We start from the raw sequence: 26921 nt of genomic DNA on the forward strand, positions 1-26921 counted from the left end.
GGCTGATAGCTACATCGAAACTGCAAACGGAGTAGTCTGAATGATCCTCAACTCGGTTCTCGACGCTATCGGGAATACACCCCTCATCAAGCTGCAGCGTGTTTCTGAGGAAACCGGATGCACCATCCTCGGCAAGGCCGAATTCCTCAATCCAGGACAGTCTGTAAAGGATCGGGCGGCTCTTGGCATTGTCCGAGACGCAGAGCGCTCTGGAGCCCTGAAGCCTGGCGGCACGATTGTTGAAGGTACAGCCGGTAATACCGGCATTGGCCTTGCTCTGGTTGGTAGCGCGCTTGGCTATCGCGTTGTGATCGTCATGCCGCGCACGCAAAGCCAGGAAAAGAAACTGGCCGTGAAGCTCCTGGGCGCAGAGCTCATTGAAGTGGATGCGGTCCCCTACTCCAACCCGAACCATTACGCCCGATATTCTGGCAAGCTCGCCGGAGAGCTTGCCAAGACAGAGCCAAATGGCGCGATCTGGGCGAACCAGTTCGACAATACTGCCAATCTCGAAGCGCATTACGACACGACCGGTCCCGAGATATGGGAGCAGACCAAAGGCAAGGTCGACGGATTTATCTGCGCGGTGGGATCAGGCGGCACGCTCGCTGGCGTCGCGAAGTACCTTCAGGAGCAGAGCAAGGACGTGAAGGTCGGGATCGCCGATCCGGGCGGCGCGGCACTCTATGAGTATTTCAAGAATGGCGAGCTGAAGTCCGAAGGTACTTCGATTACCGAAGGTATTGGTCAGGGCCGGATCACAAAGAACATTGAAGAGCTGAAAGTTGACTACGCCTACAGGTGTCAGGACGATGAGGCGCTGAAGATTCTCTACGATCTGATCCTTCATGAAGGGCTCTGCCTCGGCGGATCTGCCGGTATCAACATTGCCGGGGCTGTCCGCCTGGCAAAGGATCTTGGACCCGGTCACACGATCGTGACGATACTTTGCGATTACGGCAATCGCTATCAATCCAAGCTCTACAATCCGGAATTCCTACGCAGTAAGGATCTGCCTGTTCCGCCATGGATGGAGGAGTCCTGATGGCACATGCATCGCCGCTCGTTTCTGCCAGCTGGTTGAAGGATAATCTGAAGGCGCCCGACCTTCGCGTCGTCGATGCAAGCTGGTTTCCGAGCTGGACGTCGAGTGCCGGTGCCGGTCGCCAGTCTTATGACCGGGGGCATATTCCGGGCGCGGTCTATTTCGATATCGACGAGATCAGCGACAGCGAAAGCGATCTGCCCCACATGATGCCAGATTCCGTGAAGTTCTCTTCGCGTGTGCGCAAGCTCGGCATCGGGGACGGCAACCGGGTCGTTGTTTACGATGCGAATGACTTTTTCGCCTCTGCGCGCGTGTGGTGGATGTTCCGCGTCATGGGGCACAAGGAGGTCTACGTACTGAATGGCGGCTTACGGGCCTGGCAGACAGAAGGCGGCGAACTGGAAGACCTGCCGCCTGTGATTACTGGCGGGCGGCACTTCACGCCGCGCGTGCGCTCGGACCTGATCAAGTCGCGCAAACAGGTGGCGGCTGCTTCCGCCTCGGGCGAGTTTTCGATACTTGATGCCCGCCCCACGGGCCGTTTTTCTGGTGCTGAGAAAGAGCCTCGCCCAGATCTCCCATCCGGGCACATTCCGGGAAGTTTCAATGTCCCATCAGGCAAGCTGGTCGGCGCGGACGGCAAACTCGCCGCGAGAGAACAGCTCCAGTCCCTTCTCGGTGACTATGCTGAGAGACCGGTGATTACGAGTTGTGGTTCTGGCGTGTCGGCCGCGGTTATCGCGCTGGCGCTGGCAGAAATCGGCAACTGGGATGGCGCGGTGTATGATGGCTCATGGTCTGAATGGGCCTCACATCCAGAAAGCAAGATCGCGACAGCATCGGTATGAAACTCCCGACCCGGCTCATCCATAACCGCAAGGGAAACCCGGAGCGGCGAACGGTGAACCCCCCTGTCGAGCGCGCATCGACTGTACTCCTGCCTGACCGGCAATCACTTTATGGCGGCGGTACCGGGTATGGCCGCATGGGGCTCTCGGTTCACAGGGAGCTGGAGGCGGCGCTGTGTGATCTCGAGGGCGGCACGCATGCGCGTCTGACGCCTTCGGGGCTTAGTGCATGCGCCGTAGCAATCGCCTCAGCTGTCGAGGCGGGCGACCACGTGCTGCTTTCAGATTCAGTTTACGGCCCCACCCGGCGTTTTTGTGAAAAGCGCCTGCCAACCATGGGCATTAGTGCTGCCCGCTTCAATCCGAGGGACCCGGCGGCGCTTGAAGCCGCCATTACGCCCTCCACGAAGCTGATTGTGCTAGAATCTCCCGGATCGTTGACCTTTGAGATTTCTGACACGCCCGCGATTGTCGCCATTGCCGGCCGGGCAGGAATTACGACCGTAATGGACAATACCTGGGGCGCTGGCGTGTTTCACCGGCCGTTGGACCTCGGCGTTGATATCTCTGTTCAGGCACTCACAAAATATATCGTCGGCCATGCTGATGCGTTCGGTGGTGCTGTCGTAACTAAAAACCGGAAACTAGCAGCGTCAGTTGAAAGCCTGACCGAAGACTGGGGTATTTCCCTTGGACCGGACGATGCCTATGCAGCGTTGCGCGGCACGCGTACGCTCAACACCCGTTTGAAAGCGCACGAAGCCAGTGCGCTCGAAATTGCTGAATGGCTTGGCAAGCAGGAAGACGTCAGCCTGGTTATTCACCCTGCCCTGCCCAATCATCCCGATCATGAAGTCTGGAAGCGCGATTTTTCGGGTAGTTGTGGTCTTTTCGGGTTTCTGCTCGATGCGCCCGATGAAGTCCACATTGATGCGTTTCTGTCAGCGCTCAAACTGTTCAAGATGGGCTTTTCCTGGGGCGGATTCGAGAGCTTGATCATTCCTTCTGATGAGCAGCTTACCCGCCTGCCGGAAGATTGGTCGCAAGCCCGCAACGGTCGGCTGATCCGCCTTCATGCAGGCCTCGAAGATACCGCAGATCTTATCGACGATCTGGCCCGAGCATTCAGCGTCTTAGATAACGTAAAAAATACTTGATCTTTGAATTGCGATTCAATATCTCGACCGCCGACACGCAAGCGAGCTACGACGGTCCCGAAAGGGCGTCAGTACGGGTGAGCCCAGATGTCTTCACTTTCATCATCGGGTGCTGAGCCCGGTAATGCTGGACGAGGATACTTGGATGGCACCGAACATGATCGCTTTGGCGGCAGCGTACAGCCGTTTGGATGTGGCCTGGGACACCGGGCTCTACAACTATTACGACAAGAAATTCGGAGATTATGCGGCTGCGGTCGCTGAACTTATAAGGCCGTAGCGGGTTCGCCCGCCGAACTGTCGTGCGCATCAGACGTTTGTTCTGGTGCAGTCAATAAGTTCACTGGCTTCGTGCCAGCCAAAATCCGAATTCTTGCCATGTTCAAATCTGGTTCTGCGCCGCTGGCGCGCCCTGCTATTCTTCCCGACACCACCACCCGCACTGGGCTTCCGGCTTTTGCGAGTGTGGGTGACGTGCTGCGCGCCTATGAGGGCGATGATGCGATCTTCGTACTCTACCCGAAGAAGATCGCTGCAGCTGCGCGTACCTTCCTGAATGGGTTTCCCGGCAAGGTTCTCTATGCCGTGAAGGCGAACCCGCACCCAGCCGTCCTGAAGACGCTCTGGACCAGCGGTGTCCGCAATTTTGACGTGGCCTCGACCCGAGAGGTAGACCTTGTTCAGAGTGTCGTGCCAGGCGCGAAACTGTTTTTCATGCACCCTGTAAAGTCGCGTACCGCGATCCGTCACGCCTATGAGTGCGGCGTACGTGATTTCTCCTTCGACACCGCTGACGAGCTTCAAAAGATGCTTGAAGTGACAGGGTATGCGAGTGATCTGAACCTGCACCTGCGAGTCGCGCTGCCAAAGGGCGGGGCTGCGATGCCTTTGTCAGGCAAGTTTGGCGCAGATCGCGATCAGGCGATTGAACTGCTCGCTGACGTAAGGCGGCACGCATTCAAGCTGGGCGTTACTTTCCATGTGGGGTCGCAGTGCCTTGAGATTGGCGACTACGACACAGCTCTGGCCTATGTCCGCTCCATCGTGGAGGCGTCCGGCGTCGAGATCGATTCCATCGATTGCGGCGGCGGTTTTCCGGTGCCTTATCCCGGCATGTCGCCCCGCCCGATGAGTGAGTATTTCAGTGCAATTCGCTCATCGCTGTCGGCTCATGGCTTTACGGGCCTGCAAGTCCTTGGCGAGCCGGGCCGTGCCCTCTGCGCGCAGGGTGGTTCGACGCTCGCCCGTGTTGAACTTCGCAAAGGCGGCGACCTTTACCTCAATGACGGTAGCTACGGCTCGTTGTTTGATGCGGCCCAGTGCGCTTGGAAGTTTCCTGTAAAGCTCCACACGGTCGAACCGCGCGACGAAGCTGAAACCGAAGCGTTCCGCTTCTTTGGCCCAACCTGCGATAGCCTGGATGTCATGAATGGCCCCTTCGATCTGCCTTCCGACGTGCAGGAAGGCGACTGGGTCGAAATCTGCCATCTTGGTGCCTATGGTCAGGCCCTTTCCTCGCGGTTTAATGGCTTTTACAGCGAGACGACCGTCGCCGTTATGGCGTAGTCACCCCTTCAATCAAGTCTGGCAGCAGCCTTCGCCTGCATGGGCGAGGGCTGCCTGCCTGCTGGACCCCGTCACCCCACATCGTTACAACGCCTTCCAAGTCATTGGAGACCCAAATGTCTGACAATTCCAACCGTAAGGCCGAGCTTCTAAGCAATCCGGTCGAGCATATCGACATCACCAAGTTCGATGCCCGCCCAATCGTGGAATCGATGGGCAAGATGTCCTTCACCTCTCGCGATCTCGCGCGGGCAACCGACATCTTCAACATGGCGCTTGAGGACGAGGACTGCTCGACCATCCTGACGCTGGCAGGGTCCACGTCGGCAGGCGGCTGCATGCATGTCTACCGTGACCTTGTGAAGGACGGCCTGATCGACTGTATCGTCGCCACCGGAGCGTCGATCATCGACATGGATTTCTTCGAAGCGCTCGGATACAAGCACTATCAGGCGCCAGAGTCGGTCGACGACAACATCCTTCGCGATCTCTACATCGACCGCATCTATGATACATTCATCGATGAAGAAGAGCTGCAGGCCTGTGACCATGTCATTTACGACATCGCAAACAAGCTGGAGCCGCGCCCCTACTCTTCCCGTGAATTCATCTGGGAAATGGGCAAGTGGCTGAAGGATAATGCCGTCAAGAAGGGCTCGCTGATCGAGACCTGCTATGACCACAATGTTCCGATCTTCGTTCCGGCCTTTTCGGACTGTTCGGCAGGGTTTGGTCTCGTGAAGCACCAGGTCGAAAATCCCGGAAATTACATGTCGATCGACAGCGTTGCTGACTTCCGCGAGCTCACCGATGTGAAGATCGCAGCCGGTACGACAGGACTCCTTATGGTTGGCGGCGGTGTGCCGAAGAACTTCGTGCAGGACACAGTGGTTTGCGCTGAAATTCTCGGCAAGGAATGCGAAATGCACAAATACGCCGTGCAAATCACTGTGGCCGACACGCGCGATGGGGCCTGCTCATCCTCGACGCTGAAAGAAGCCGCAAGCTGGGGCAAGGTGCAGACCGTGCATGAGCAGATGGTGTTTGCCGAAGCCGGCTCCGTCGTGCCTCTGCTTGCCTCTGCTGCCTGGCATAAGGGGGCCTGGAAAAACCGCAAGAAGCGAGAGTTCGCAAAGCTCTTCCTCTAGAACGCGCCGCGACACGATAGACCATGACGCCGGGACATTACTTGTCCCGGCGTTTTTCGTTGGGCAGATTATTTCGAGATTTCCAAGCATGAGGAGACCGCACATGTCCGACAGGATTCAGGTCACGAAGAAAGACGGCGTCGCTGACGTCAAACTCGTTCGCGCCGACAAGATGAATGCGCTGGACGATGCGATGTTCGAAGCGCTACTGGCAACCACAGAAGAGTTGGCGAGGGACAAGTCTGTCCGCTGCGTGGTCCTGTCCGGCGACGGACGTGCCTTCTGTGCAGGCCTGGATATGGGCAATTTCGGCAAGATGGCCGAAGGCAACAAGGAGGGCGGTTCGCCTAGCGGGCGTCAGGGACTCACCCCACGCACACACGGTATTACGAACCGGGCTCAGCAGGCTGTCTGGGGCTGGCGTGCCCTGCCCGTGCCTGTCATCGCCGCTGTGCATGGTGTCGCTTTAGGTGGCGGCTTCCAGGTCATGCTGGGCGCCGACATGCGGATTATTCATCCCGAGACCAAGCTGTCCATCATGGAGATCAAGTGGGGCCTCGTACCAGACATGGCGGGTACAGCGATCATGGGTTCGCTCTGCCGCGATGATCGCCTGCGCGAGCTGACCTATACCGGACGTATCTTTTCGGGCGCTGACGCGGCTGAATATGGCTTTGCCACCGAAGTCAGCGAGACACCGTATGAGCGCGCCATGGAGCTTGCGGTACAGATTGCCGGAAAGAACCCGGACGCCATCCGCGCGAACAAGGAGATCTTCAACAATCTCCCGGACATGACGGCTGCAGAAGCCCTGCTTCAGGAATCGGTGCTGCAGGACAAACTGATCGGAAGCAAGAACCAGATCGAAGCAATTATGGCCGAGCTGCAGAAGCGCCCTGCTGTCTTTGCGGATAGCTAAGGACAAATACATTTCGTCCAAAAAGAAAGGCGACCGTTTGAGGCGGTCGCCTTTTTTCTTGATCTGTTTTTCCACTTCAAACGAAGTGGCGCGAGTGACGGGGCTCGAACCCGCGACCTCCGGCGTGACAGGCCGGCACTCTAACCAACTGAGCTACACCCGCGCAGATCGTCCACCGCGTTTGGCGGTGAGGCGCCTGATTAGACAAGCCACGCGCACCGGTCAAGCGTGAAGTGTGCCTGTATGCAGACGAGTTGCAGCTGCACCCTTCGCACAGTGAATTTCGCTGGTGACCAGGGTCAGCCCGTGGCGGTCTGTCGGTTGCGCGGCGTGCCTTCGAGGCGGATGACATCGCCTGACATTGAAATGCCCGAGGTTGAATTCGCGAGCAGTCTGTCCGCTTCTTCTTCAGAGCGCACAGGGAAAAGATGGCCAAGTTTCTCTAGCGGCTGCGGCCGGCTGATCAAATAGCCCTGCAGTTCGTCGCAGCCGATTTCGGTGAGGTACTGCTTTTGGGTTTCGGTTTCGACGCCCTCAGCGGTGCAGCTCATATTAAGGGCCTTGGCAATCTGGAGCGTCGCCTTTGTGATGGCCCGGCTCTCATGATTGTGGTCGATATCTTCTACGAAGCTTTTGTCGATCTTGAGTTTGTCGAACGGGAACCGGCGCAGGTAGCTCAGCGATGAAAAGCCGGTGCCGAAATCGTCTAGCGAGATACGCAGGCCGATTTCCTTCAGCTGATTTAGACGCTTCAGCGTGAATTCGGTATCTGTCATCAGAACCGACTCGGTGATTTCCAGTTCAAGCCGGGCTGGATCAATCTGATTCACCGCAATTGCGTTGATGATCGTCGTCACGAGGCTTGAGCTATGAATCTGCAGCGGAGAGATATTCACCGCGACGCGCATATTGTCCGGCATGCGGCGGGCCGCGCTGAGTGCTTCGCGTAGCGCCCAGTCGCCAAGTCGGGTGATGATGCCGCTATCTTCGGCGTGCTGGATAAAATGACCCGGTCCGATCAGGCCGCGGGTCGGGTGCTGCCAGCGAATGAGGGTTTCAGCACCAATGATTTCATTAGTCTGGGCGTTGAGCTGGGGCTGGAAGAACAGGCGTAATTCGTTGTTCTCAAGCGCCTTGTTGAGGTCCAGCTCAATGCTCTGACGCGCTCTGGCCCGGTCTTCGAGGTTCTGGCTGAAAACACACCAAGTGCGCTTCCCCGCCTCTTTGGCCTGATAGAGAGCAAGGTCGGCATGTTTGAGCAGCGTCTGAATTTCCATATTGTGTTGCTCAATGATCCGCACACCAATACTCGCGCCGCAATGAACGATTGAACTCCAGATATCGTATGGCCGGTTCAGACGTTCACTCATCGCTTTCACTGTCTCGATGAGCTCATCCTGCGAATCACACTCGAGCAGCATTGCAAACTCATCACCGCCGAGACGCGCGATAACGTCTGCATCAGGCGCGGCATCCTTCAGGCGCTTTGCGACCTGGCAAAGAAGTTCATCCCCCGCAGGGTGGCCGAGCGTGTCATTGACCCATTTAAAGTTATCCAGATCGAGCCAGAGAAGAGCTCGGCAGCGACCGCCAGGAACCGGGCGGGTCGACGCTTTCTCAAGATACTCATGCAAATTCGCCCTGTTTGGCAGAGACGTCAGAGGATCGAAGTGGGCCATGAAGGCAATGCGGTCTTCAATGGCTTTCGACTGGGTAATGTCAGAGGCAACGCCACGAAATCCCTGAAACTTGCCTGCTCCATCGAAGATCGGCTTGCCGGTCAGAGACCACCAGGTCTCATCCTCGCCTTCGACTTCCAGATTCAGGTCGCGAAAGCTTTGCTGACGGTCGAGGCACCGCGCCAGCGTCCTTGCGTCCTCGTTCTCTTTGAAAAGCGAGCCTAGGCTGACACCAACCGCCATCAGTTCAAAATTGTTTTGCTCTGATACCGTCGGAAGCGGAATATCGATCAACGCATTGGTTTCATCCGTCTGCCACAGCCAGTCTGACGTACTTTCTTCAAAGTCTCGCAGAAGCAGTCCGATAAGCTGGGCCTGTTGTTTGACTGCGGAGCCGTTGAGATGTTGTTCGACGAACTGGTTGAATGACCACTTCGAAGACGTCCACAATACGACAGCGTAAACAAACGCCAGAACCGACAGGAAATCGTTGCGCGGATCCTGTCCGAGCTGGAGACCCACGATGTAACCGATCACGGTCGGGATCAGGAAACCCATCGCGGCTTCCGGTATCCGGCCGATGAGCAGGACCCCGGCGAACATGACGCCCGCCACGATCGAACTTACGGCAAGCTGGTTGGTATGATCCGTGAGCGGGAGGATCAAAAGCGGCAGTATTCCCCATAGCATGCCAAGTACCGAGGCGAAACGCGCAAATCGATCAATGCTGTTCTTACCACCGTCCGCCAAAGGTGAGTCACTCGGATTTTCGGCACGCCGGCGCATGATGAAAAATCCGACCAACATGATAGATGTCGCGATGACCATCGTCATCGACCAGATGCCAAGCAATCGGTTAGCGGGTGTGTTGGCGAATGAGATCATCACCACGGCTGCATTTATGAGATTTGCGAGCCCAATCACAGGCAACAGCGAGCCGACGGCAGCAACCTGCTTTTCGCGAATTGCGCCAAGCTGTTCATCCGGAATATCGATCGAGCCAAGAATGTTGGCTGATTTCAGTTTTGGTGGCTCCGCCGGGTGCGATGCATCGCCCATCACCATTCCTCTTTGCGCAATTATGGGACGTCTCTTAGAGAGAAGATGTGAACATCCTCTCAAGACCAATCTTTGAAATTTGATCGATTGGGTGAGAGTGTTCTGGTCAAACAGGAGTCTTCGCGATGCAATCTGATGCGCTCATCCTGACGCTCGACCAGGGAACGACGTCCAGCCGGGCGATGGTTTTCGATGCCAGCGGCGCTGTCGTCGCAGTTGCTCAGGAAGAGTTCGCCCAGCACTTCCCCAAGCCTGGCTGGGTTGAGCACGACCCGGAAGACATCTGGCAAACCACGCTCGATACAGCGCGGCGTGCGATGGTGGCCGCCGAGGCCGAGACGGGTGGAAAAGTCGTCTCGATTGGCATCGCCAACCAGCGAGAGACCGTCATCGTATGGAATCGAGAAACCGGAAAACCTGTCAGTCGGGCAATCGTCTGGCAGGATAGGCGCACCGCTTCGATGTGTGAGGCGCTAAAGGCCGGCGGACACGAAGACATGGTCAATGAACGAAGCGGCTTGACCATCGACCCCTATTTTTCTGGCACAAAGCTTCGCTGGATACTGGAGAATGTCCCTGACGCTGCCAGCCTTGCCGATGCCGGGAAACTAGCCTTTGGCACGGTCGACAGCTTTCTGATGTACCGCCTGAGTGGTGGTCAGGCGCACGTAACGGACGAAACGAATGCCAGTCGGACCCTCCTCTACAATATTCGAGAGGGACGTTGGGACGAAGACTTGCTCAGACTCCTGAAAGTGCCGCGCTCTGTTCTCCCCGACGTGAAAACCAGTGCAGCAGCATTCTGTGATGCGGTGCCGGAATGGTTTGGACGCGTGCTGCCCGTGACAGGTGTTGCGGGCGACCAGCAGTCTGCCGCATTCGGCCAGGCCTGCTTCCACCCCGGCATGGTAAAAAGCACTTACGGCACGGGCTGCTTCCTGCTCGCCAATTGCGGAGATGAGTGTCTGACCTCGACAAACCGCCTATTGTCTACAATTGCCTGCCGTACCGGCGCGGCGCCACAATTCGCCGTTGAGGGATCGATATTCATCGCGGGTGCCGTCTCGCAATGGCTCCGCGACAGCCTCCAGATCATCAAGAGTGCGAGTGAAACTGAACTTCTGGCCCAGCAAGCTGGTGGCAATGAGGGCGTCTACTTCGTGCCCGCTTTTACCGGGCTTGGCGCGCCGCATTGGGACGCTGACGCGAGAGGTGCAATGTACGGTCTTACGCGAGGCACCAACAAAGCCGATATCGCGCGCGCAGCACTGGAATCGGTAGCGTACCAGACGCTCGACCTACTTACGGCGCTGAACGCTGATGGCTTTGATGCGGGTCGCATTCGCGTTGACGGCGGCATGGTCGCCAATAGCTGGTTCCTGCAATTTCTGGCAGACGTGACGGCGACGACAATTGATCGGCCGGACATGATCGAAAGCACAGCACGTGGCGCGGCTTTTCTCTCGGGACTCCAATCTGGCGTCTTCGATAGTGTCGACACACTTGAGAAGCTTTGGCAGAGCGAGACCGTGTTCAGGCCGTCGATGCACGATGCTGAACGCAAGGTGCTCGTTACAGGATGGCAGAAGGCTGTAAAGACAACGCTTTACAGGGCTCAACTCGACCGCGAGTGAAATGGTCGGAGCGGCGGGATTCGAACCCACGACCCCTTGTCCCCCAGACAAGTGCGCTACCGGGCTGCGCTACGCTCCGACTAGGCGCTTGCTTAATCGCCGCGCCTCTTGATTGCAATCACTGTTGCTGCAGCTCTCAGGCAGCTTTTCGCAGACGCGCTGCATCAAGCCGAGCCTTGATATCCATCAGGTCGCTCAGCATGGTTTCGAGCCGTTCACTGCCTTTCGGTCCGTTAGCTTCTGCTGAGTCTTCGTATGAGAAAGCGTCCCGAACCGCTTCCTGAAGCTTTCGGGCCGGGCCTTCGGTCGAGGCATTGGCGCGTGTCGTATGCGACCCAAGCACAGCGGCACCATCAAGTACGGCGTCCAACCCTTGCTCGTTGAGAAGTTGACCTGCACCCTTGAGAGTGAAGCCCTTCTCATGGACGAGGATCTTGATCGCTTGCAGAGCGCGAATGTCTTCTGGCCGATACATGCGACGGCCGTCGGGCCGCTTCATGGGTTTAAGGTGCCGCTTAAACTTGCCCTCCCAATAGCGAAGCACGTGGGGCTGAAGACCCAGTTCTTCAGCGGCTTCACCAATTGATCGATAGGCGGCTGCGGACTTCTTGATCCGCTTTGCGGCATTTCCCATGAATTTCCCTCTAGTCTTTATCTGTTTCCACGGCAGATTTGAGGAGCGGAGACGGCTTGAAGGTCACGACGCGGCGTGCCGAAATCTTGGCCTCAACGCCAGTCTTCGGATTGCGCCCCGCCCGGGCCGCTTTCTTGCGAACCACAAAGTTTCCAAACCGTGAGAGCTTAACTTCATTCTCATGCTCGAGGCTCTTGCCGATTAGATCGAGCACTCGGTCGAGAATGTCGCCTGATTCCTGACGGGTGAGACCCACCTCGCGCACGATGGCGTCGGAAATCTCTACGCGGGTAACGGTCTTATTGCTCACGAATTCAGCTCCTCTGGTTAACAGATATGGCTGAGTTCTTAACGAAAAGATTACAGCCGGAAGAGGGAAGCGCCCCAGGAAAAGCCACCGCCCATTGCCTCACTTAGCACAAGATCGCCCTTCTTGATGCGACCATCCGAAACCGCCGTGTGAAGGGCGAGCGGGATGGAAGCGGCAGACGTGTTCCCGTGCTTCGCAACAGTAGATATGACCTTTTCCTCGTCGAGGCCAAGTCTCTTGGCAACCCCGTTGAGGATACGCTGGTTGGCCTGGTGCGGCACGAACCAGTCAATGTCATCGATCGTGTAGCCTGTGTCATCGAGAACCGACGCGACCGCGCTGGAAATGTTCGCAATGGCGTGGCGGAAAACTTGATTCCCTTGCATACGCACGTGGCCGATGGTGCCGGTCGAGGATACCCCGCCATCTACGTAGAGAAGGTCTTTTTTCGAGCCGTCAGTGCGCACATGGTGGGCGATTACACCTTCATCTTCAGCACCTGTACCGGTCTGCAGGACAACCGCCCCTGCCCCGTCACCGAACAGCACGCAGGTCGAGCGGTCCGACCAGTCGAGGATGCGGGTAAACGTCTCCGCGCCTATGACGAGCGCTGTCTTGAAAAGGTTCTGACGCAGCATTGAGTCCGCCGTTGCCAGTGCAAACAGAAACCCGGAACATACCGCCTGGACATCGAAAGCTGCGCCCTGCCTTATGCCAAGCTTGTCCTGAACCGTGGTAGCCGTTGCCGGAAATGTCTGGTCTGGCGTCGTCGTCGCCAGCACAATGAGGTCGACCTGACCGGCATCAATGCCTGCATTGACTAACGCGTCCCTGGCGGCGCCTGTTGCAAGATCTGACGTGAGTTCTCCGTCAGCCGCGATATAGCGCTGCTCGATCCCGGTCCGTTCGCGAATCCACTCGTCAGACGTGTCGACCATCTTCGATAGATCGGCATTGGTAAGGATACGCTTGGGCAGATACGAACCGGATCCGCGAATAAAGCTACGCTGCATGCTCATTTGCTGACCGATTCTGCTGCAATGTCCTGACGTCCCACACGGGTCAGCCCCGTGGCAACTTCCTGCATGTAGTTGCTGCGTGCCAGATTCGCGGCGAGACCGACAGCCGTCGCGAAGCCCTCCGCGTCCGTGCCGCCATGGCTCTTGACGACCACGCCATTGAGGCCGAGCAGTACGCCGCCATTAACGCTGGATGGATTCATCTTGGTGCGCAGGTCCATGAGACCGCGTTTCGCAAGTAGCGCGCCGACTTTTGAAAGCGGACTCGATGTGAGTGCCTGACGCACATAGGTCGACACAAGCCGTGCCGTGCCCTCGGCTGTTTTCAAGGCGACGTTACCGGTGAAACCATCTGTGACGACAACATCGACCTCGCCCATGGAAATGTCGTTGCCTTCCACGAAACCCTTGAATTCGATGCCAAGATCGCGCGTTCGGAGTATCTCGCTCGCTAGCTTGACGGCGTCAGGGCCCTTTTCGTCTTCAGCCCCGATGTTGAGCAGACCCACCGTTGGTTTTTCAATGCCGAAAACCGCGCGGGCATACGATTCGCCCATAACGGCGAACTCAACGAGTTGCTCAGCATCAGCATCAAGGTTAGCGCCGACATCAAGCACGACGGCGCGCCCTTTGAGCGTTGGCCAGACAGCCGTCATTGCAGGTCTGTGTACCCCCTCCATCTTGCGAAGAGCGAGCATGGACATCGCCATCAGCGCGCCGGTATTTCCGGCAGAAACGCCCGCGGCTGCGCGTCCATCTTTCACGGCCTCAACCGTGCTCCACATGCTGGTACCTTTTGCCTTGCGCAGTGCAGAGGACGGCTTGGCGTTCATGCTGACAACTTCGGGCTGGTTGCAGATCTCGCAGATGTCGGTCAGACCGCGTGAGGCAACACCCGCCACGAGTTCGCTCTGACGACCATGGAGGAGGTAACGCACGCCCGGCGACATCCCGCGGAAAAGCTTGAGTCCGTCCAGCACCACTTCTGGTGCCGAATCGCCGCCCATTGCGTCGATGGAAAGGGTGAGGTCACTCATTGGATAAAAACAGGTCCAATCTTGAATTGGCCGGACAGTACGCACGCGGCCAGATCAGTGCAACTCACTGAACGCAACTGGCGATGAAATCAATAAAGCTACCAGTCAAGCTGCCCTGACAGCAGCGAATCGTCAGATTGGGCCTCCAGATCTCGGCGAGCGTCGATGATATCGTCAGCCACGTTTGACGTGCCTGTACCGCCTGTAAGTCCATTCCTGTCCAGAATATCGCTGACACTGACATGAGGATCGGACGTCAGGAACGCTTCGTTCACCGCGATCCCCAGACCTACAAAACGTTCACCAATCGTCCTTACCTTACGAGCGATGGAGGCGTCCCCGACCCCTGTCTCCCGAAGTCCAGCATCAATGTCATCAAATACCCTGTCGGTTAGCCGGGAAGAAAGTGCGCGACCGGGCTGAGAGATGGCAGATAGACGCGTGGTCACCAGGCTGGAATAGATTGCAAGCGCTCCAGTTCGCCCGTCCATCGTGTCAGCGAATCCAAGGTCGCCGAAAATGTCCGGATTGCGTGCCCTTTTCAGAATGGCCGCATAGAGGTTTGAGACGGCCGCCCTGTCCGCCCTTGCGGTATTGCCTGGAAGAAGTTTGCGGAGCCAATTCATATCTGCGCTCTATAACTTGCCAATCGCCTGTACCGCCATGTAAGCGATTTGGCAGTGAAAGGAATTGTTCATGGCACATCGGACCATTCTCGCTAGCCTGGCATTGGCCTGCCTTACGGCTGGCTGCATCTCGCCCATGCAGGAATATCACGGCTATGCACCCGACGAGGTCGCGCCCAATCAAATAACGCCGGGCGTCGACACCCGATCGAGCGTTCTGGCGCAGCTTGGCTCTCCCTCGACGCGTTCCATATTTGACGACAATACATGGATGTACATCACGACCATCCAGGAACGCTTTGCGTTCTACCGTCCGGACATCTCTACGCGTACCGTGACCGCCATCCGGTTTAGTGATGAGGACGTGGTCGAAGAAGTTCTTGAGTATGATCAGAATGACGGTCGCGTCCTGAACTACGCGTCGCGCGAAACGCCGACCCGTGGCCGTGAGCTTGGGCTTTGGGAGCAGATCTTCGGCAATGTGGGGCGCTCCGTACTGCCACAGACGAACGAAGCGACACCCGGCAATCCAACGGGACGCCGCAACTAAAACGGACAGACATTTGTCCGGGCTCTTCAAGCCTACAAGTCAGACCATATACGAAAAAGCCCCGGCCGCTCAGGACCGGGGCTTTTCTTTTGGAAGTATCAGTCCTGCCTAGTGGGCAAGAACGGCCAGCATCAGAAGCGCGACGATGTTCGTGATCTTGATCATCGGGTTCACGGCGGGGCCTGCGGTGTCCTTGTAAGGGTCACCGACGGTGTCACCCGTCACGGCAGCCTTGTGAGCTTCGGAGCCCTTACCGCCATGATTTCCGTCTTCGATATACTTCTTGGCGTTGTCCCAGGCGCCGCCACCTGACGTCATTGAGATAGCCACGAAAAGACCTGTTACGATCACGCCGAGCAACATGGCACCTACGGCTGCAAGCGCCGCTGAGATGCCACCGATTGGCCAGATGACCAGCAGCAGGACGATTGGAGACAGGACTGGCAGCAAGGACGGAACGATCATCTCCTTGATAGCTGCGCGGGTCAGGATGTCGACCGCACGGCTATAATCCGGTTTGACTTCGCCTTTCATGATGCCGGGCATTTCGCGGAACTGACGGCGAACCTCTTCGACCACAGACTGGGCGGCCCGGCCAACAGCCATCATCGACATACCGCTGAACAGGAATGGCAAGAGACCCCCGAACAGCAGGCCGACCACCACATAAGGGTTGGCAATAGAAAAGTTTACCGAAGTTCCAAGAAGAACGCTGCCCTCTGCTGCATTGGTCGCAAAGTAACTGAGATCCTCCGAATAGGCGGCGAAAAGAACGAGCGCACCAAGGCCCGCAGACCCGATGGCATAGCCCTTCGTCACGGCCTTGGTCGTGTTGCCGACAGCGTCGAGCGCATCAGTGGTGTCACGCACTTCGCTTGGAAGGTCAGACATTTCAGCAATGCCACCGGCATTGTCGGTGACCGGCCCGAAGGCGTCGAGCGCGACGATCATTCCGGCCAGTGCAAGCATCGTCGTTGTTGCGATCGCAATACCGTAGAGGCCAGCGAGGTTAAATGTCAGGATGATGCCCGCAATGATGACGATCGCCGGAAGTGCAGTCGCCTCGAGCGAAACAGCCAAACCCTGGATCACGTTGGTACCATGGCCAGACTCTGATGACTTCGCCACCGAACGCACCGGACGGTAGGCCGTGCCGGTATAGTATTCAGTGATGACGACGATCAGCGCCGTTACGACCAGGCCAGCGACGCCGCAGAAGAAGATGTCGAGACCTGTAACCGTGGCGGCTTCACCGCCTTCGCCGGAAAGTAGACGAAGCGCTGCGCCAGCACCCTCAAGCTCACCAAAGCCATTCGGCAGGCCGTAATTGATCGCAATGGCAAGACCAATAAGCGAGAACAGGCCGGTAGCGATCAGGCCCTTATAAAGAGCGCCCATGATGTTGGTGGAGCCCTTCCCGAGCTTCACGAACCAGGTGCCCGCAATCGATGCCACGATACAGACCGCACAGATTGCCAGAGGCAACAGCATGATCGAACCAAGATAACCGAGGCCACTGAAGTAGATCGCGCCGAGGACCATCGTCGCCACGATTGTAACAGCAAAGGTTTCGAACAGGTCTGCGGCCATGCCGGCACAGTCACCGACATTGTCGCCGACATTGTCAGCAATCGTTGCTGCGTTGCGCGGGTCATCCTCAGGAATCCCGGCTTCGACCTTGCCAACCATATCACCGCCGACGTCAGCGCCTTTGGTGAAGATGCCGCCGCCCAGGCGTGCAAAGATCGAGATGAGAGACGCACCAAAGCCCAAGGCGACGAGACCATCGATGACGGCACGGTCGCTATCAGCGTAGCCGACGACCCCGGTTAGCAGGCCATAATAACCTACAACCCCCAGCAGAGCGAGACCGACGACGAGAAGCCCCGTTACCGCTCCAGATTTGAACGCCATATCGAGGCCGCCCTGCAGGCTCTTGCTCGCGGCCTGCGTGGTGCGGACGTTTGCCTGGACCGACACTTTCATTCCTATGAAGCCGGCGGCGCCCGAAAGGACGGCACCGATGATGAAGCCGACAGGGACTTCCCAACTTCTGAAGGCAATGAAAAGAACGACTATTACCCCGACACCGACCATGGCGATCGTGGTATACTGGCGCTTCAGATAGGCGTTCGCGCCTTCCTGGATTGCGCCTGCAATTTCCTTCATTCTCTCTGTGCCAGCATCGGCGCTCATAATCGAGCGCGACTGTAGCCAGCCATACAGCACTGCGGCGAAGCCCGCCGCCAGTGCGATCCAGTACCATAGGGTCATTAGTGCCCTTCCTCCCTTTTGTGGCTGAGCTGTATTCGAAGTGAATCAGCTCTGCTCGTTGTGTGGATTCAGGACTGCCAAACCGTGGGGCGATTAGCAAGAAACTTCGATTGGGTAGGATTGGCGCCTGGCTCGCTAGTGGCGGTAGCCAGTGAGCGCCGGCAACGACACGTCCTCACCGTTGAAGCTCAGTTTGACGCCGTCGCCCTGTCCTACTGTTCCGATGAAGGAGATACGGATACCCAGTGTTGCAGCCGTCGCGAGAAGACGGTGCTCATCCTCCGCGGCGGCGGTGAAGAGCGTCTGGTAGTCATCGCCTGCTGTTGCGAGCGTTAGAGCCCCCTCAGCGTCGTGAACCTGTTCTGCGAAGGGGACTTTGCTTAAGTCCAACTGGATACTGACGCCGCTTTCCCCAGCGATGTGGCCGCTATCAGAGATGAGACCGTCCGACACATCGATCGAGGCGGTCGCAAATGCGGCAATCAAGTCAGCGATAGCTGCGGGTGGGAGCTCAGGGATGCGATAATGATCGGTGTGATCGCTTTCTTCGCCTCTAAGCGCATCACTGAGGCCAAGTCCGCCACGGCCAATAACGCCGGTTACGTACACGGTATCCCCAACGATGGCCCCGCTTCTCTGGACGACGCTTTCAGTCAAACATGCGCCTGTGAGTGTAAGACTGAGAGTGAGCGGTCCAGGTGTTCTAACGGTATCGCCGCCAATCAGAGCGATATTCCAATCATCAAGGTCGGTTCTTAGCCCTTCGCAAAGCGACGCGAAGTCAGATTCTGTGAAGCTCGTTGGCATCGCAATAGACAGCAGCGCATCGCGAGGCACACCGCCTTTGCAGAGGACGTCAGAGATATTCACTCGCAGAAGCTTTTGAGCCACCGACGAAAGCGGGTCGGTGTTAAGGAAGTGGACGCCTTCAACCAGCGTATCGAGCGTCGCGATGAGGGGCGAACCTGCAGAGCGCAGGACGCCCACATCGTTTTTCAGGCGGTCTGCGCCCGGCGATTTGGCGAGGGGACGCAGATAGCGATCGATCCATTCGAACTCGTTCATCCAGGCCCTACTCTCCGGGGCGAATATCCTTGCCAATATTATCGAGCACCGCGTTCACGAAATTTGCTTCCGTCTTTTCGAAGAAGTCGTGGGCGAGCGAGACATATTCATCGATAATGACGGGCCGGGTAAGCTCCGGATGAGCAATGAATTCGGCGGTCGCCGCGCGCAGGATGGCACGAGTGGTGGAATCAAGGCGCGAAAGCTTCCAGCCCTTGCTGAGGCGTTTCAGGATGGCCTTGTCGATTTCAGCCTGATGTTCAACAGTTGCGCGCAGAACTTCCTTGAAGAGATCCGGGTCCGCCTCTTCAACAGGTTCCTCGTCAGGGCCGAAGCCGAGCCTGTCTTCCATGAATTCACGGATGACCGCGCGAGCGCCCCGCCCGGTTTGCTCCATCTGGTAGAGTGCCTGAACGGCAGCAAGGCGTGCCCCTGCCCTGCGGGCACGGATCACTTCAAACGGGAGTTTCTGGGCTTCGCTCATCCCACGAACTTCTTGCGGAGTTTCAGCATTTCCAGACAGGCGACAGCTGCGTCGCGGCCCTTATTCTTGCGCTTTCGATCAGCGCGCGCCAGCGCCTGTTCTTCATTCTCGACGGTGAGAATGCCGTAACCGATTGCGAGACGACGTTCGACAGCAAGCGCCATCAGGCCACGAGCGCTTTCACCACAAACATAGTCATAATGGCTCGTTTCACCGCGGATTACACAACCAAGAGCGATAAAGCCGTCATAGCGACCGCTATCAGCGGCCATGGCGATTATGCCAGGCACTTCGAATGCGCCGGGCACCTTGATCGTTTCAAGTGTAACGTCTTCGTCTGCGAGGGCTTCAGCAACGCCTGCTTCAAGCTCTAGGGAAATATGTTCATAGTAGCGCGAGGTCGCGATCAGGATGCGGTGGGCCATCAGCTGTTTCCATCATTGAGGGTTCGCCAGCCTTCGATCTGCATGCCATAGCCTTCGAGGCCTGCCACGCGCGTCGGCTTGGTATCAGAAAGGAAGATCATCTTGCGGACACCAAGTTCGCGCAGGATCTGTGCGCCGACGCCATATTCGCGAAGCGGCATATGCCCATCGTCGCCTTCGGACGTCTTGAGACCAAGGCGCTCGGCAATTGAGTTGGGGCGCATTGTATTCACGAAGATGACAACGCCCGGCTCTTCGGCATTCGCGATGATCTTCATGGCGCGTTCAACGAGGTTGGCGCGCGGTCCCTTCTGACCGAGTATGTCAGAGAGGACGTCGGTTCGATGGACGCGAACCAGGACTGTTTCATCTGGCGTGATCTTGCCGTGCACAACAGCGATGTGTTCGCAATTGTCGAGCGTATTGCGGAAAACGACCGTCTTGAAGCCGTCGCCATATTCGCTATCGAGCGGGGCTTCGACGCGGCGCTCCAGATACCGGTCATTCTTGCGGCGCCAGGCGATGAGGTCGGCAATCGTGCCGATCTTTAGGCCGTGAAGCTGCGCGAAAGAAACGAGCTCAGGAAGCCGGGCCATCGTCCCGTCATCATTCATGATTTCGCAAATGACGCCGGCTGGATAGAGCCCTGCCATCCGCGAAATATCGACGGCCGCTTCGGTATGACCGGCACGTACAAGCGTTCCGCCGTCACGGGCGACGAGCGGAAAGACGTGGCCTGGCGACACGATATCGTGGTGATCTTTCGTGGGATCGATCGCAACGGCGACGGTCTTTGCACGATCAGCCGCTGAAATGCCCGTCGTCACGCCATCCTTGGCTTCGATCGACACAGTGAATGCGGTTTGCATGCTTTCGCGATTGTCACGGGCCATCATGTCGAGATTCAGCGTGCGGGCACGCTCCCTCGTCATGGAAAGGCAGATGAGGCCGCGGCCATACTTCGCCATGAAGTTTACTGCTTCCGGCGTTGCAAAGCTTGCCGGGACGACGAGGTCGCCTTCGTTCTCGCGATCCTCCGCATCGACCAGAATGAACATGCGCCCGTTGCGTGCATCCTCAATGATTTCATCGATGGATGAGATTGCGTAATGGAGATCGCCGCTCATGTTGTGCCCTTGGTCTCCGGTGCGTCGGCACCGATCATCCGGGCGACGTACCGCGCGAGCATGTCGACCTCAAGATTTACTTTGCTGCCCGGCTGTAATGCGCCGAGCGTCGTAACCTGCCAGGTGTGAGGAATGATCGCGACATCGAAGTCGCCGTCGTCGTGCGCCTTGGCAACGGTTAGGGATACGCCGCTTACAGTGACCGAGCCCTTTGTAGCGAAGTATCGAGCGATTTCAGAAGGCGGGCGGATCCTGACCCGAAAGCTCTCGCCTTCGGCTTCAATAGAGACGATTTCGCCGAGACCATCGACATGTCCATAAACGAGATGGCCGCCAAGTTCGTCGCCAAGCTTGAGCGAAAGTTCCAGATTGACGTTAGAGCCAGTTGAAAGCTCGCCCAAAGTGGTGAGTGACAAAGTCTCAGGGACTGCCTCAACTTCGAACCAGCTGCCCTGCCCTTCTGCGCCAAAGTCCACAACCGTAAGACACACGCCCTCATGCATGATTGACGCGCCCATGGTGATGCTATCGGCGGCATAGCGAGAGACGACGCGCAGCCTGCGTAGGCCATTTTGGTCGTCGACGTTCTTAACTTGGCCGATGTCGGTGACGAGCCCAGTAAACATGGCAATTCCTCTTCCTCAACCGGCATATAGGCGTGTGATGGAGACGTACCAATCACTTTCCTCGGGTCAATCTGACGCGCGGGCGCGGTGCGTCTAAGCTGGCGTCCAGATTTCTAGACAGTCGGCGTCAAAGGATTCACGCGACTGCAACTCCCACCGGCGAGCCTGATCCATCTGTTCGTGCCCCAGCGCATTGACCGCCGGGATGCCATCACCACCGATCAGGATCGGTGCACGAAACCAGGCCAACACATCGACGAGCCCCGCGGACAGGAAGCTGGCCGCAAGCGTGCCGCCGCCTTCGAGAAAGATTCGCTGAAAACCTTCAGCTTCGCAGCGACGCAATAGCTGTTCGAGGTCAAGTCGCTCGGTTACCGTCCCAACAGGCCAGGTCTCAGCGCCTGTATTCGCGAAGCGATCGCTCTCTGCATCGTCGGCGTGTGCAAGGATGACGCGGCCGAGCCCGGCAGACTCCACGAGCCGTGAGTGGGCCGGTGTGCGCAGGCGGCTGTCGGCAACAATCCGGGCGGGCTGTTTTGCCGGCGCGGGAACAGTGCGCGCCGTTAGCAAGGGGTCGTCGGCGAGCACGGTGCCGACGCCAACGAGCACCGCATCGTGGCGCGCCCTCATTTCATGAACGCGCGCACGTGATTTACTGTTTGTGATCCACTGACTGAGGCCGTTCGACAGCGCAATACGGCCATCAAGCGAAGTTGCGAGCTTCAGTGTGACAGAAACGTTGCTGCTCACTCGTCTGAACCAGATTCGTCCAGCGAAGAGGAATCGATGAATTTCGCAAAATCGGTTGGGTCGCGAAAATCCTTATAGACGCTCGCATAGCGAACATAGCCGACAGGATCCACGGTTTTCAGAGCGTCCATCACTAGCTCGCCGATATCTTCCGATCGGACCTCGGTTTCGCCGCTGCTCTCGAGCTTGCGAACGATGCCCGAGACGAGCTGCTCTACACTCTCATCGCCTACGGCACGCTTGCGCAGTGCGATGGTAACCGATTTGGCGACCTTCTCGCGATCGAACAATGCGCGCTTGCCATCGCGTTTGACAACGATGATTTCTCGAAGCTGAACACGCTCAAATGTTGTGAAACGACCGCCGCAGACCTCGCACGCACGGCGTCGGCGGACTGCCGTATTGTCCTCAGCCGGACGCGAGTCCTTCACGGCGGTGTTCTCAGCGGTGCAGAACGGACACTTCACCTTCTGTCTATCCCAGCGTGTGATAGATCGGGAAGCGTGCGGTCAGCGCTTTCACGTCCTCGGCGATGCGGGCTTCAGCCGCAGCCGAGTCGCCGCTGGCCACAGCATCTACGATTTCGCCGATCCATTCGCCGATCTGACGGAATTCAGCCTCGCCGAAGCCCCGTGTCGTGCCAGCGGGCGAGCCAACGCGGATGCCGCTGGTGATGGCCGGTTTTTCAGGGTCAAACGGAACGCCGTTCTTGTTACAGGTGATATAGGCTCGGCCAAGGGCCGCCTCGGCATCCTTGCCGGTAACCTTCTTCGGCCGAAGGTCGATCAGCGCAACGTGCGTATCGGTACCATCGGAGACGAGGTCCAGACCGGACGCCTTTGCCGCGTCTGACATGGCGCGTGCATTCTTTACAACCTGCGCGGCATAAGCACGGAAATCGTCGGTGAGCGCTTCACCGAACGCTACGGCTTTCGCGGCGATTACATGCATGAGGGGACCGCCCTGGATACCCGGGAAGACAGCCGAGTTTACCTTCTTGGAGATGGTTTCGTCATTGGTCAGGACCATGCCGCCGCGCGGGCCGCGAAGCGTCTTGTGTGTCGTTGTAGTTGCGACGTGACAATAATCGAGTGGGTTCGGATGTGCGCCGCCGGCCACCAGGCCCGCAAAGTGCGCCATATCGACCAGAAACCACGCGCCGACCTCGTCAGCGATTTCGCGGAATTTGGCGAAATCGATCTGGCGTGGATAGGCAGAGCCACCAGCGATGATCAGCTTTGGCTGGTGTTCCCTGGCCAGCGAACGGACCTCATCAAAGTCGATGAGGTGTGTGTCCTCACGAACGCCATATTGCACGGCATTAAACCATTTGCCCGACTGGTTAGGCTTTGCGCCGTGCGTGAGGTGGCCACCAGCATCGAGACTCATGCCAAGAATGGTGTCACCCGGCTTGATAAGAGCTTGGAAGACGGCCTGATTGGCCTGGCTACCAGAGTTTGGTTGGACGTTTGCATAAGTGCAGTTGAAGAGCTTCGTTGCGCGTTCGATCGCGAGGTTTTCGGCAAGGTCAACGAATTGGCAGCCGCCATAATAGCGCTTACCCGGATAGCCTTCTGCGTACTTGTTGGTGAGAACCGAGCCTTGCGCGTCAAGGACGGCCTTCGAAACGATATTCTCCGAAGCAATCAGTTCGATTTCATGCTGCTGGCGATCAAGTTCCTTGGCGATCGCATCAGCGAGTTCCTTGTCGGTATCAGTCACACCGGCCGAGAAGAAATGCGTGCGGTCAAAGCTTGCCGAAGAAGACGTGTCGGGCATGGTCAATTCCTCATCTTGAGTTTCGAACTGTCTAAGAGGCCTCACGTCCCGGAGCAAGACAGGAGCGTGTGCGACGAATGCACCAATGCCCGCGACCACCCATGCTGGATGCGCGCTTGCAATTGGCCATCATTTGGCTTGTTGATGGCGACTTGTAATCAGGCGGCTTCTTCGAGCCCGAGCTGTTTCCAGACGGCGAGGATCGCTGCAACCAGCTCATCCATCATAACTTCGTCATGTACTGGCCCTGGCGTGAAACGTAGGCGCTCCGTGCCGCGTGGTACCGTCGGATAATTGATCGGCTGAACATAGATGCCGAAATCAAACAAAAGCGTGTCAGACAGTGCTTTGCACTTCTCCGGGTCACCGACGAGCAGTGGGACGATATGTGTAACGCTATCCATGACCGGGAGGCCAGCTTGCCGGAACTTTTCCTTCAGGAGCGCTGCCTTCGCCTGGTGGTCGGCGCGAAGGGCGCGGCCATCTTCGGTGCGTAGCTTGCGAACACTGGCAAGTGCGCCTGCCGCCATGACCGGACAGGTCGAGGTCGTGAAGATAAAACCCGACGCCATTGAACGGATCGCGTCGATTATGGTGTCGTGTGCAGCAATGTAGCCTCCCATGACGCCATAAGCCTTTCCGAGCGTTCCTTCGATAATGTCGATGCGGTCCATCAACTTCTCACGCTGCGCCACGCCCGCACCTTCCTCGCCATACATGCCAACCGCATGGACTTCGTCGAGATAGGTAAGGGCATTGAATTCATCTGCGAGGTCACACAGCTCTTTCAGCGGGCCGACATCGCCGTCCATGGAATAGACGCTTTCGAAAGCGATAAGCTTTGGACGCTCTGGATCGTCATTTTCCATCAGAGCGCGCAGGTGCTCAATATCATTGTGACGGAAAATACGCCGGTCTGCGCCTGAACGGCGAATGCCCTCAATCATGGAGGCATGGTTCAGTGCGTCAGAATAAATGATGAGGCCCGGCAGAATCTTGCCCAGCGTCGACAGGGTCGCGTCATTAGCGACGTAACCCGAGGTAAACAGAAGCGCGCCGGTCTTGCCGTGGAGGTCAGCCAGTTCACGTTCCAGTTCGACGTGATATCGCGTGGTGCCAGAAATGTTGCGCGTCCCGCCGGAACCAGCGCCGAAGCTGTCGATCGCCTCATGCATTGAGTTCAGGACATCATCATCCTGGCCCATGCCAAGATAGTCATTCGAACACCAGACGGTTATCTCGCGCTCGCCATCTTCAAACTTGGCGGTCGCTTTCGGAAAATTGCCGCGGTGACGCTGAAGGTCGACAAAGACCCGGTAACGGCCCTCATCGCGAATATCAGTCAGCGCATCTTCGAACGCCTTGAGATGTTTCATCGGCTTTTCACCTTTCCCGTACTTGGGGCTCGTGAATGACTTTCCGGCTATATGGCAAAGCCAACAGCCGGTATCCATAGGTGTTTTCCGCTATACCGCTTTTGTCGCAGCAGCTAGAAATCAGGTATCGTAGCCCGGCGACTGGCGGTCCAGCTTGCGCTTCATCGCTGGCCAGACCAGCTTTTCGGTGAGCGAACCCATACCCGAACTGTGACCTGTCATGCCGCCCTGCCCGGCCACTTTGCCCTGCAGGTCATCATCGCATTCAAGAACGCCGTCTCGGCCTGCCGATAGTGCCATGACCTGCATGGAACAGGCACGCTCCAGGAAGAACATGCGGGTAAAAGTCATCGCCGCGGTTTCACCGCAAGTCAGCGTGCCGTGATTGCGCAGCAACATGGAATGCTTTTCCGGTCCAAGATCGGCGACAAGTCGATCGCGCTCATCAAGATCGAGCGCTACGCCTTCATAGTCGTGATAGGCGACGTCCGCACGGACGATCATCGCTGTTTGCGAAATCGGAAGCAGGCCTTCCTTCTGCGAGGAGACCGCGACGCCCTGATCGGTATGCAGGTGCATTACTACATTCGCATCATCGCGATTCGCATGGATGGCGGAATGAATGGTGAAACCTGCCGGATTGATGAAGTACGGCGTGTCCATCACGATGTTGCCTTCAAGGTCGACCTTGACCAAGGAGCTTGCCGTGATTTCGTCGAAGAGCATCCCGTATGGATTAATCAGGAAATGATGCTCGGGGCCCGGGACGCGATGCGAGATGTGCGTGAAGATCATGTCGTCCCAGCCATGCAGGGCTGTGAGGCGGTAAAGCATCGCGCAATCGACACGTGCCTGCCATTCCTCTGCGGAAACAGCATTCTTCACATCAACTGATTTCATATCGTCCGGCATGTTCGTCCTCCAAGTCTTTGCGCGAACATACAGCAATTGACCCCGTTTGCACTATCCCCCTACGCAAGCTTGACCTTCGCTCCAAGCACAGCGACACCACGCAAATGAGTATCAAGATCTCTTTCACCGCGTCGCAGAGGCCAGAAGCGCAGGAAGCCCTGCAACGTCTGAGCCGTCAGTATGGCCAATACTCCGAAGAGGAAGCAGAGGTCATCGTGGCGCTCGGCGGCGATGGATCAATGCTGAACGCGATGCGGCGGCGCTTCGATGACCGCAAACCGGTCTATGGCATGAACCGCGGCACGGTCGGTTTCTTGATGAATGACTATGTCGAGGACAAGCTGGTCGAAAGACTTAACAAGGCCGAAAAAGCCATGCTGGTGCCGCTGCGCATGGTAGCGACTGATGTGCATGGAGAACACTTCGAGCGCCTCGCCATAAATGAGGTGTCGCTTTTCCGGGAGACGGCCCAGAGCGCCAAACTGCGCATTCGTGTCGACGGCAATGAACGTATGACTGAGCTGACTTGCGACGGTATCATGGTGGCCACACCGGCCGGCTCAACCGCCTACAACCTTTCGGCACACGGCCCGATCCTACCTATCGGAGCAAACTTGCTCGCCCTGACGCCTGTCAGCGCATTCCGACCTCGGCGTTGGCGCGGCGCGTTGTTGCGCCACGATGCGCGGGTCGAGTTCGAGATTGTCGAACCGAATCGGCGCCCGGTTTCTGCGGCCGCAGACAATCAGGAAGTGCGCGACATTGCCAAAGTCACGGTCACTGAAGACCGAAGCAAGCCGCTTACCATGCTGTTCGACCCGGGGCACGCCCTGGATGAGCGCATCCTTCGCGAACAGTTTTCCTTCTAG

The 26921-nt window shown here is 57.5% G+C and carries 27 protein-coding genes and 2 tRNA genes; 10 read left to right on the plus strand and 19 right to left on the minus strand.

What is annotated here, in order from left to right:
• Positions 1-40 precede the first annotated feature (40 nt).
• The 7 genes from D1224_RS00575 to D1224_RS00600 all read left to right on the plus strand — a co-directional run bounded on the left by D1224_RS00575 (position 41) and on the right by D1224_RS00600 (position 6686).
• The gene (locus D1224_RS00575) at positions 41-1045 is read left to right on the plus strand and encodes a cysteine synthase A (protein WP_119378000.1); all 1005 of its coding nucleotides are present in this window, start codon (positions 41-43) and stop codon (positions 1043-1045) included.
• Positions 1045-1896 (plus strand): sulfurtransferase, encoded by an 852-nt coding sequence (locus D1224_RS00580; RefSeq protein WP_119378001.1) that lies wholly within the window; start codon positions 1045-1047, stop codon positions 1894-1896. Before D1224_RS00575 ends, D1224_RS00580 begins: the two co-directional genes overlap by 1 nt.
• Complete coding sequence (metC, locus tag D1224_RS00585) at positions 1893-3053, plus strand: cystathionine beta-lyase (RefSeq protein WP_119378002.1); 1161 nt, start codon at positions 1893-1895, stop codon at positions 3051-3053. The genes D1224_RS00580 and metC overlap by 4 nt, the downstream gene beginning before the upstream one ends.
• 124 nt (positions 3054-3177) lie before the next feature.
• Complete coding sequence (locus tag D1224_RS16375) at positions 3178-3333, plus strand: hypothetical protein (protein ID WP_182481959.1); 156 nt, start codon at positions 3178-3180, stop codon at positions 3331-3333.
• A 98-nt stretch (positions 3334-3431) separates the two neighbouring features.
• Positions 3432-4619, plus strand: a complete 1188-nt coding sequence (locus tag D1224_RS00590) for a type III PLP-dependent enzyme (protein WP_119378003.1) — start codon at positions 3432-3434, stop codon at positions 4617-4619.
• A 116-nt stretch (positions 4620-4735) separates the two neighbouring features.
• Positions 4736-5767: a 1,9-bis(guanidino)-5-aza-nonane synthase gene (locus tag D1224_RS00595; RefSeq protein WP_119378004.1), complete on the plus strand. Its 1032-nt coding sequence runs from the start codon at positions 4736-4738 to the stop codon at positions 5765-5767.
• 103 nt (positions 5768-5870) lie between these two features.
• Positions 5871-6686: a crotonase/enoyl-CoA hydratase family protein gene (locus tag D1224_RS00600; protein WP_119378005.1), complete on the plus strand. Its 816-nt coding sequence runs from the start codon at positions 5871-5873 to the stop codon at positions 6684-6686.
• A gap of 86 nt (positions 6687-6772) precedes the next feature.
• Here D1224_RS00600 and D1224_RS00605 read toward each other — a convergent pair.
• Together D1224_RS00605 and D1224_RS00610 are read right to left on the minus strand one after the other, a co-directional pair.
• A tRNA-Asp gene (locus tag D1224_RS00605) sits at positions 6773-6849 on the minus strand.
• A 136-nt stretch (positions 6850-6985) separates the two neighbouring features.
• The gene (locus tag D1224_RS00610) at positions 6986-9424 is read right to left on the minus strand and encodes a putative bifunctional diguanylate cyclase/phosphodiesterase (protein WP_182482113.1); all 2439 of its coding nucleotides are present in this window, start codon (positions 9422-9424) and stop codon (positions 6986-6988) included.
• Positions 9425-9549: 125 nt separating this feature from the next.
• Here D1224_RS00610 and glpK point away from each other — a divergent pair, with 125 nt between their 5' ends.
• Complete coding sequence (gene glpK, locus D1224_RS00615) at positions 9550-11058, plus strand: glycerol kinase GlpK (RefSeq protein ID WP_119378007.1); 1509 nt, start codon at positions 9550-9552, stop codon at positions 11056-11058.
• A gap of 2 nt (positions 11059-11060) precedes the next feature.
• On the opposite strand, the gene D1224_RS00620 is transcribed toward glpK, so the two are convergent.
• The 6 genes from D1224_RS00620 to D1224_RS00645 all read right to left on the minus strand — a co-directional run bounded on the left by D1224_RS00620 (position 11061) and on the right by D1224_RS00645 (position 14684).
• A tRNA-Pro gene (locus D1224_RS00620) sits at positions 11061-11137 on the minus strand.
• A 57-nt stretch (positions 11138-11194) separates the two neighbouring features.
• A complete protein-coding gene (locus D1224_RS00625; RefSeq protein WP_119378008.1) occupies positions 11195-11692 on the minus strand; it encodes a MerR family transcriptional regulator in 498 nt (165 codons plus the stop codon).
• A 10-nt stretch (positions 11693-11702) separates the two neighbouring features.
• Positions 11703-12002: an integration host factor subunit alpha gene (locus D1224_RS00630; protein ID WP_119378009.1), complete on the minus strand. Its 300-nt coding sequence runs from the start codon at positions 12000-12002 to the stop codon at positions 11703-11705.
• Between the two features lie 50 nt (positions 12003-12052).
• Positions 12053-13021 carry a beta-ketoacyl-ACP synthase III gene (locus D1224_RS00635; RefSeq protein WP_119378010.1) on the minus strand — a complete coding sequence of 323 codons (969 nt, stop codon included), beginning with the start codon at positions 13019-13021 and terminating at the stop codon, positions 12053-12055.
• Positions 13018-14058 (minus strand): phosphate acyltransferase PlsX, encoded by a 1041-nt coding sequence (plsX, locus tag D1224_RS00640; RefSeq protein ID WP_119378011.1) that lies wholly within the window; start codon positions 14056-14058, stop codon positions 13018-13020. The genes D1224_RS00635 and plsX overlap by 4 nt, the downstream gene beginning before the upstream one ends.
• A 98-nt stretch (positions 14059-14156) precedes the next feature.
• Positions 14157-14684, minus strand: coding sequence for a ubiquinol-cytochrome C chaperone family protein (locus tag D1224_RS00645; protein WP_119378012.1), 528 nt, complete (start codon positions 14682-14684; stop codon positions 14157-14159).
• Between the two features lie 70 nt (positions 14685-14754).
• Here D1224_RS00645 and D1224_RS00650 point away from each other — a divergent pair, with 70 nt between their 5' ends.
• Positions 14755-15234: an outer membrane protein assembly factor BamE gene (locus tag D1224_RS00650; protein ID WP_119378013.1), complete on the plus strand. Its 480-nt coding sequence runs from the start codon at positions 14755-14757 to the stop codon at positions 15232-15234.
• Between the two features lie 108 nt (positions 15235-15342).
• Here D1224_RS00650 and D1224_RS00655 read toward each other — a convergent pair whose 3' ends face one another.
• From D1224_RS00655 to D1224_RS00705, 11 genes are all read right to left on the minus strand, one after another.
• Positions 15343-17508, minus strand: a complete 2166-nt coding sequence (locus D1224_RS00655) for a sodium-translocating pyrophosphatase (RefSeq protein WP_119378014.1) — start codon at positions 17506-17508, stop codon at positions 15343-15345.
• A 135-nt stretch (positions 17509-17643) separates the two neighbouring features.
• Positions 17644-18573, minus strand: coding sequence for a thiamine-phosphate kinase (thiL, locus tag D1224_RS00660; protein ID WP_119378015.1), 930 nt, complete (start codon positions 18571-18573; stop codon positions 17644-17646).
• A gap of 7 nt (positions 18574-18580) precedes the next feature.
• Entirely contained in the window at positions 18581-19057 is a 477-nt protein-coding gene (gene nusB / locus D1224_RS00665) for a transcription antitermination factor NusB (protein ID WP_119378016.1), read from the minus strand.
• Positions 19054-19482, minus strand: coding sequence for a 6,7-dimethyl-8-ribityllumazine synthase (gene ribH / locus D1224_RS00670; RefSeq protein ID WP_119378017.1), 429 nt, complete (start codon positions 19480-19482; stop codon positions 19054-19056). The genes nusB and ribH overlap by 4 nt, the downstream gene beginning before the upstream one ends.
• The gene (gene ribB, locus D1224_RS00675) at positions 19482-20609 is read right to left on the minus strand and encodes a 3,4-dihydroxy-2-butanone-4-phosphate synthase (protein ID WP_119378018.1); all 1128 of its coding nucleotides are present in this window, start codon (positions 20607-20609) and stop codon (positions 19482-19484) included. Before ribB ends, ribH begins: the two co-directional genes overlap by 1 nt.
• Positions 20606-21235: a riboflavin synthase gene (locus D1224_RS00680; RefSeq protein WP_119378019.1), complete on the minus strand. Its 630-nt coding sequence runs from the start codon at positions 21233-21235 to the stop codon at positions 20606-20608. The genes ribB and D1224_RS00680 overlap by 4 nt, the downstream gene beginning before the upstream one ends.
• A 93-nt stretch (positions 21236-21328) precedes the next feature.
• Entirely contained in the window at positions 21329-21985 is a 657-nt protein-coding gene (locus D1224_RS00685; RefSeq protein WP_119378020.1) for a RibD family protein, read from the minus strand.
• Positions 21982-22452, minus strand: coding sequence for a transcriptional regulator NrdR (gene nrdR, locus D1224_RS00690; protein WP_119378021.1), 471 nt, complete (start codon positions 22450-22452; stop codon positions 21982-21984). The genes D1224_RS00685 and nrdR overlap by 4 nt, the downstream gene beginning before the upstream one ends.
• A gap of 7 nt (positions 22453-22459) precedes the next feature.
• Positions 22460-23764 (minus strand): serine hydroxymethyltransferase, encoded by a 1305-nt coding sequence (gene glyA, locus D1224_RS00695; RefSeq protein ID WP_119378022.1) that lies wholly within the window; start codon positions 23762-23764, stop codon positions 22460-22462.
• A 158-nt stretch (positions 23765-23922) separates the two neighbouring features.
• Complete coding sequence (gene hemA / locus D1224_RS00700; RefSeq protein WP_119378023.1) at positions 23923-25140, minus strand: 5-aminolevulinate synthase; 1218 nt, start codon at positions 25138-25140, stop codon at positions 23923-23925.
• A gap of 120 nt (positions 25141-25260) precedes the next feature.
• Positions 25261-26052, minus strand: a complete 792-nt coding sequence (locus D1224_RS00705; protein ID WP_119378024.1) for a class II aldolase/adducin family protein — start codon at positions 26050-26052, stop codon at positions 25261-25263.
• Between the two features lie 104 nt (positions 26053-26156).
• Here D1224_RS00705 and D1224_RS00710 point away from each other — a divergent pair, with 104 nt between their 5' ends.
• Positions 26157-26921, plus strand: coding sequence for an NAD kinase (locus tag D1224_RS00710; protein ID WP_119378025.1), 765 nt, complete (start codon positions 26157-26159; stop codon positions 26919-26921).

This window comes from Henriciella barbarensis, from assembly GCF_003576345.1.
Taxonomy (GTDB): domain Bacteria; phylum Pseudomonadota; class Alphaproteobacteria; order Caulobacterales; family Hyphomonadaceae; genus Henriciella; species Henriciella barbarensis.

Excerpts from the sequence above, each read along its gene's own strand:
- D1224_RS00610 (WP_182482113.1), bottom strand. The coding sequence starts at position 9,424 with ATGGGCGATGCATCGCACCCGGCGGAGCCACCAAAACTGAAATCAGCC.
- D1224_RS00575 (WP_119378000.1), top strand. The coding sequence starts at position 41 with ATGATCCTCAACTCGGTTCTCGACGCTATCGGGAATACACCCCTCATC.
- D1224_RS00655 (WP_119378014.1), bottom strand. The coding sequence starts at position 17,508 with ATGACCCTATGGTACTGGATCGCACTGGCGGCGGGCTTCGCCGCAGTG.
- D1224_RS00650 (WP_119378013.1), top strand. The coding sequence starts at position 14,755 with ATGGCACATCGGACCATTCTCGCTAGCCTGGCATTGGCCTGCCTTACG.
- D1224_RS00580 (WP_119378001.1), top strand. The coding sequence starts at position 1,045 with ATGGCACATGCATCGCCGCTCGTTTCTGCCAGCTGGTTGAAGGATAAT.
- ribH (WP_119378017.1), bottom strand. The coding sequence starts at position 19,482 with ATGGCCCACCGCATCCTGATCGCGACCTCGCGCTACTATGAACATATT.
- D1224_RS00710 (WP_119378025.1), top strand. The coding sequence starts at position 26,157 with ATGAGTATCAAGATCTCTTTCACCGCGTCGCAGAGGCCAGAAGCGCAG.
- D1224_RS00600 (WP_119378005.1), top strand. The coding sequence starts at position 5,871 with ATGTCCGACAGGATTCAGGTCACGAAGAAAGACGGCGTCGCTGACGTC.
- D1224_RS00625 (WP_119378008.1), bottom strand. The coding sequence starts at position 11,692 with ATGGGAAATGCCGCAAAGCGGATCAAGAAGTCCGCAGCCGCCTATCGA.
- ribB (WP_119378018.1), bottom strand. The coding sequence starts at position 20,609 with ATGAGCGGCGATCTCCATTACGCAATCTCATCCATCGATGAAATCATT.
- D1224_RS16375 (WP_182481959.1), top strand. The coding sequence starts at position 3,178 with ATGCTGGACGAGGATACTTGGATGGCACCGAACATGATCGCTTTGGCG.
- glpK (WP_119378007.1), top strand. The coding sequence starts at position 9,550 with ATGCAATCTGATGCGCTCATCCTGACGCTCGACCAGGGAACGACGTCC.
- glyA (WP_119378022.1), bottom strand. The coding sequence starts at position 23,764 with ATGCCCGACACGTCTTCTTCGGCAAGCTTTGACCGCACGCATTTCTTC.
- D1224_RS00680 (WP_119378019.1), bottom strand. The coding sequence starts at position 21,235 with ATGTTTACTGGGCTCGTCACCGACATCGGCCAAGTTAAGAACGTCGAC.
- D1224_RS00590 (WP_119378003.1), top strand. The coding sequence starts at position 3,432 with ATGTTCAAATCTGGTTCTGCGCCGCTGGCGCGCCCTGCTATTCTTCCC.
- D1224_RS00705 (WP_119378024.1), bottom strand. The coding sequence starts at position 26,052 with ATGCCGGACGATATGAAATCAGTTGATGTGAAGAATGCTGTTTCCGCA.
- hemA (WP_119378023.1), bottom strand. The coding sequence starts at position 25,140 with ATGAAACATCTCAAGGCGTTCGAAGATGCGCTGACTGATATTCGCGAT.
- nusB (WP_119378016.1), bottom strand. The coding sequence starts at position 19,057 with ATGAGCGAAGCCCAGAAACTCCCGTTTGAAGTGATCCGTGCCCGCAGG.
- metC (WP_119378002.1), top strand. The coding sequence starts at position 1,893 with ATGAAACTCCCGACCCGGCTCATCCATAACCGCAAGGGAAACCCGGAG.
- D1224_RS00635 (WP_119378010.1), bottom strand. The coding sequence starts at position 13,021 with ATGAGCATGCAGCGTAGCTTTATTCGCGGATCCGGTTCGTATCTGCCC.
- D1224_RS00595 (WP_119378004.1), top strand. The coding sequence starts at position 4,736 with ATGTCTGACAATTCCAACCGTAAGGCCGAGCTTCTAAGCAATCCGGTC.
- plsX (WP_119378011.1), bottom strand. The coding sequence starts at position 14,058 with ATGAGTGACCTCACCCTTTCCATCGACGCAATGGGCGGCGATTCGGCA.
- thiL (WP_119378015.1), bottom strand. The coding sequence starts at position 18,573 with ATGAACGAGTTCGAATGGATCGATCGCTATCTGCGTCCCCTCGCCAAA.
- D1224_RS00645 (WP_119378012.1), bottom strand. The coding sequence starts at position 14,684 with ATGAATTGGCTCCGCAAACTTCTTCCAGGCAATACCGCAAGGGCGGAC.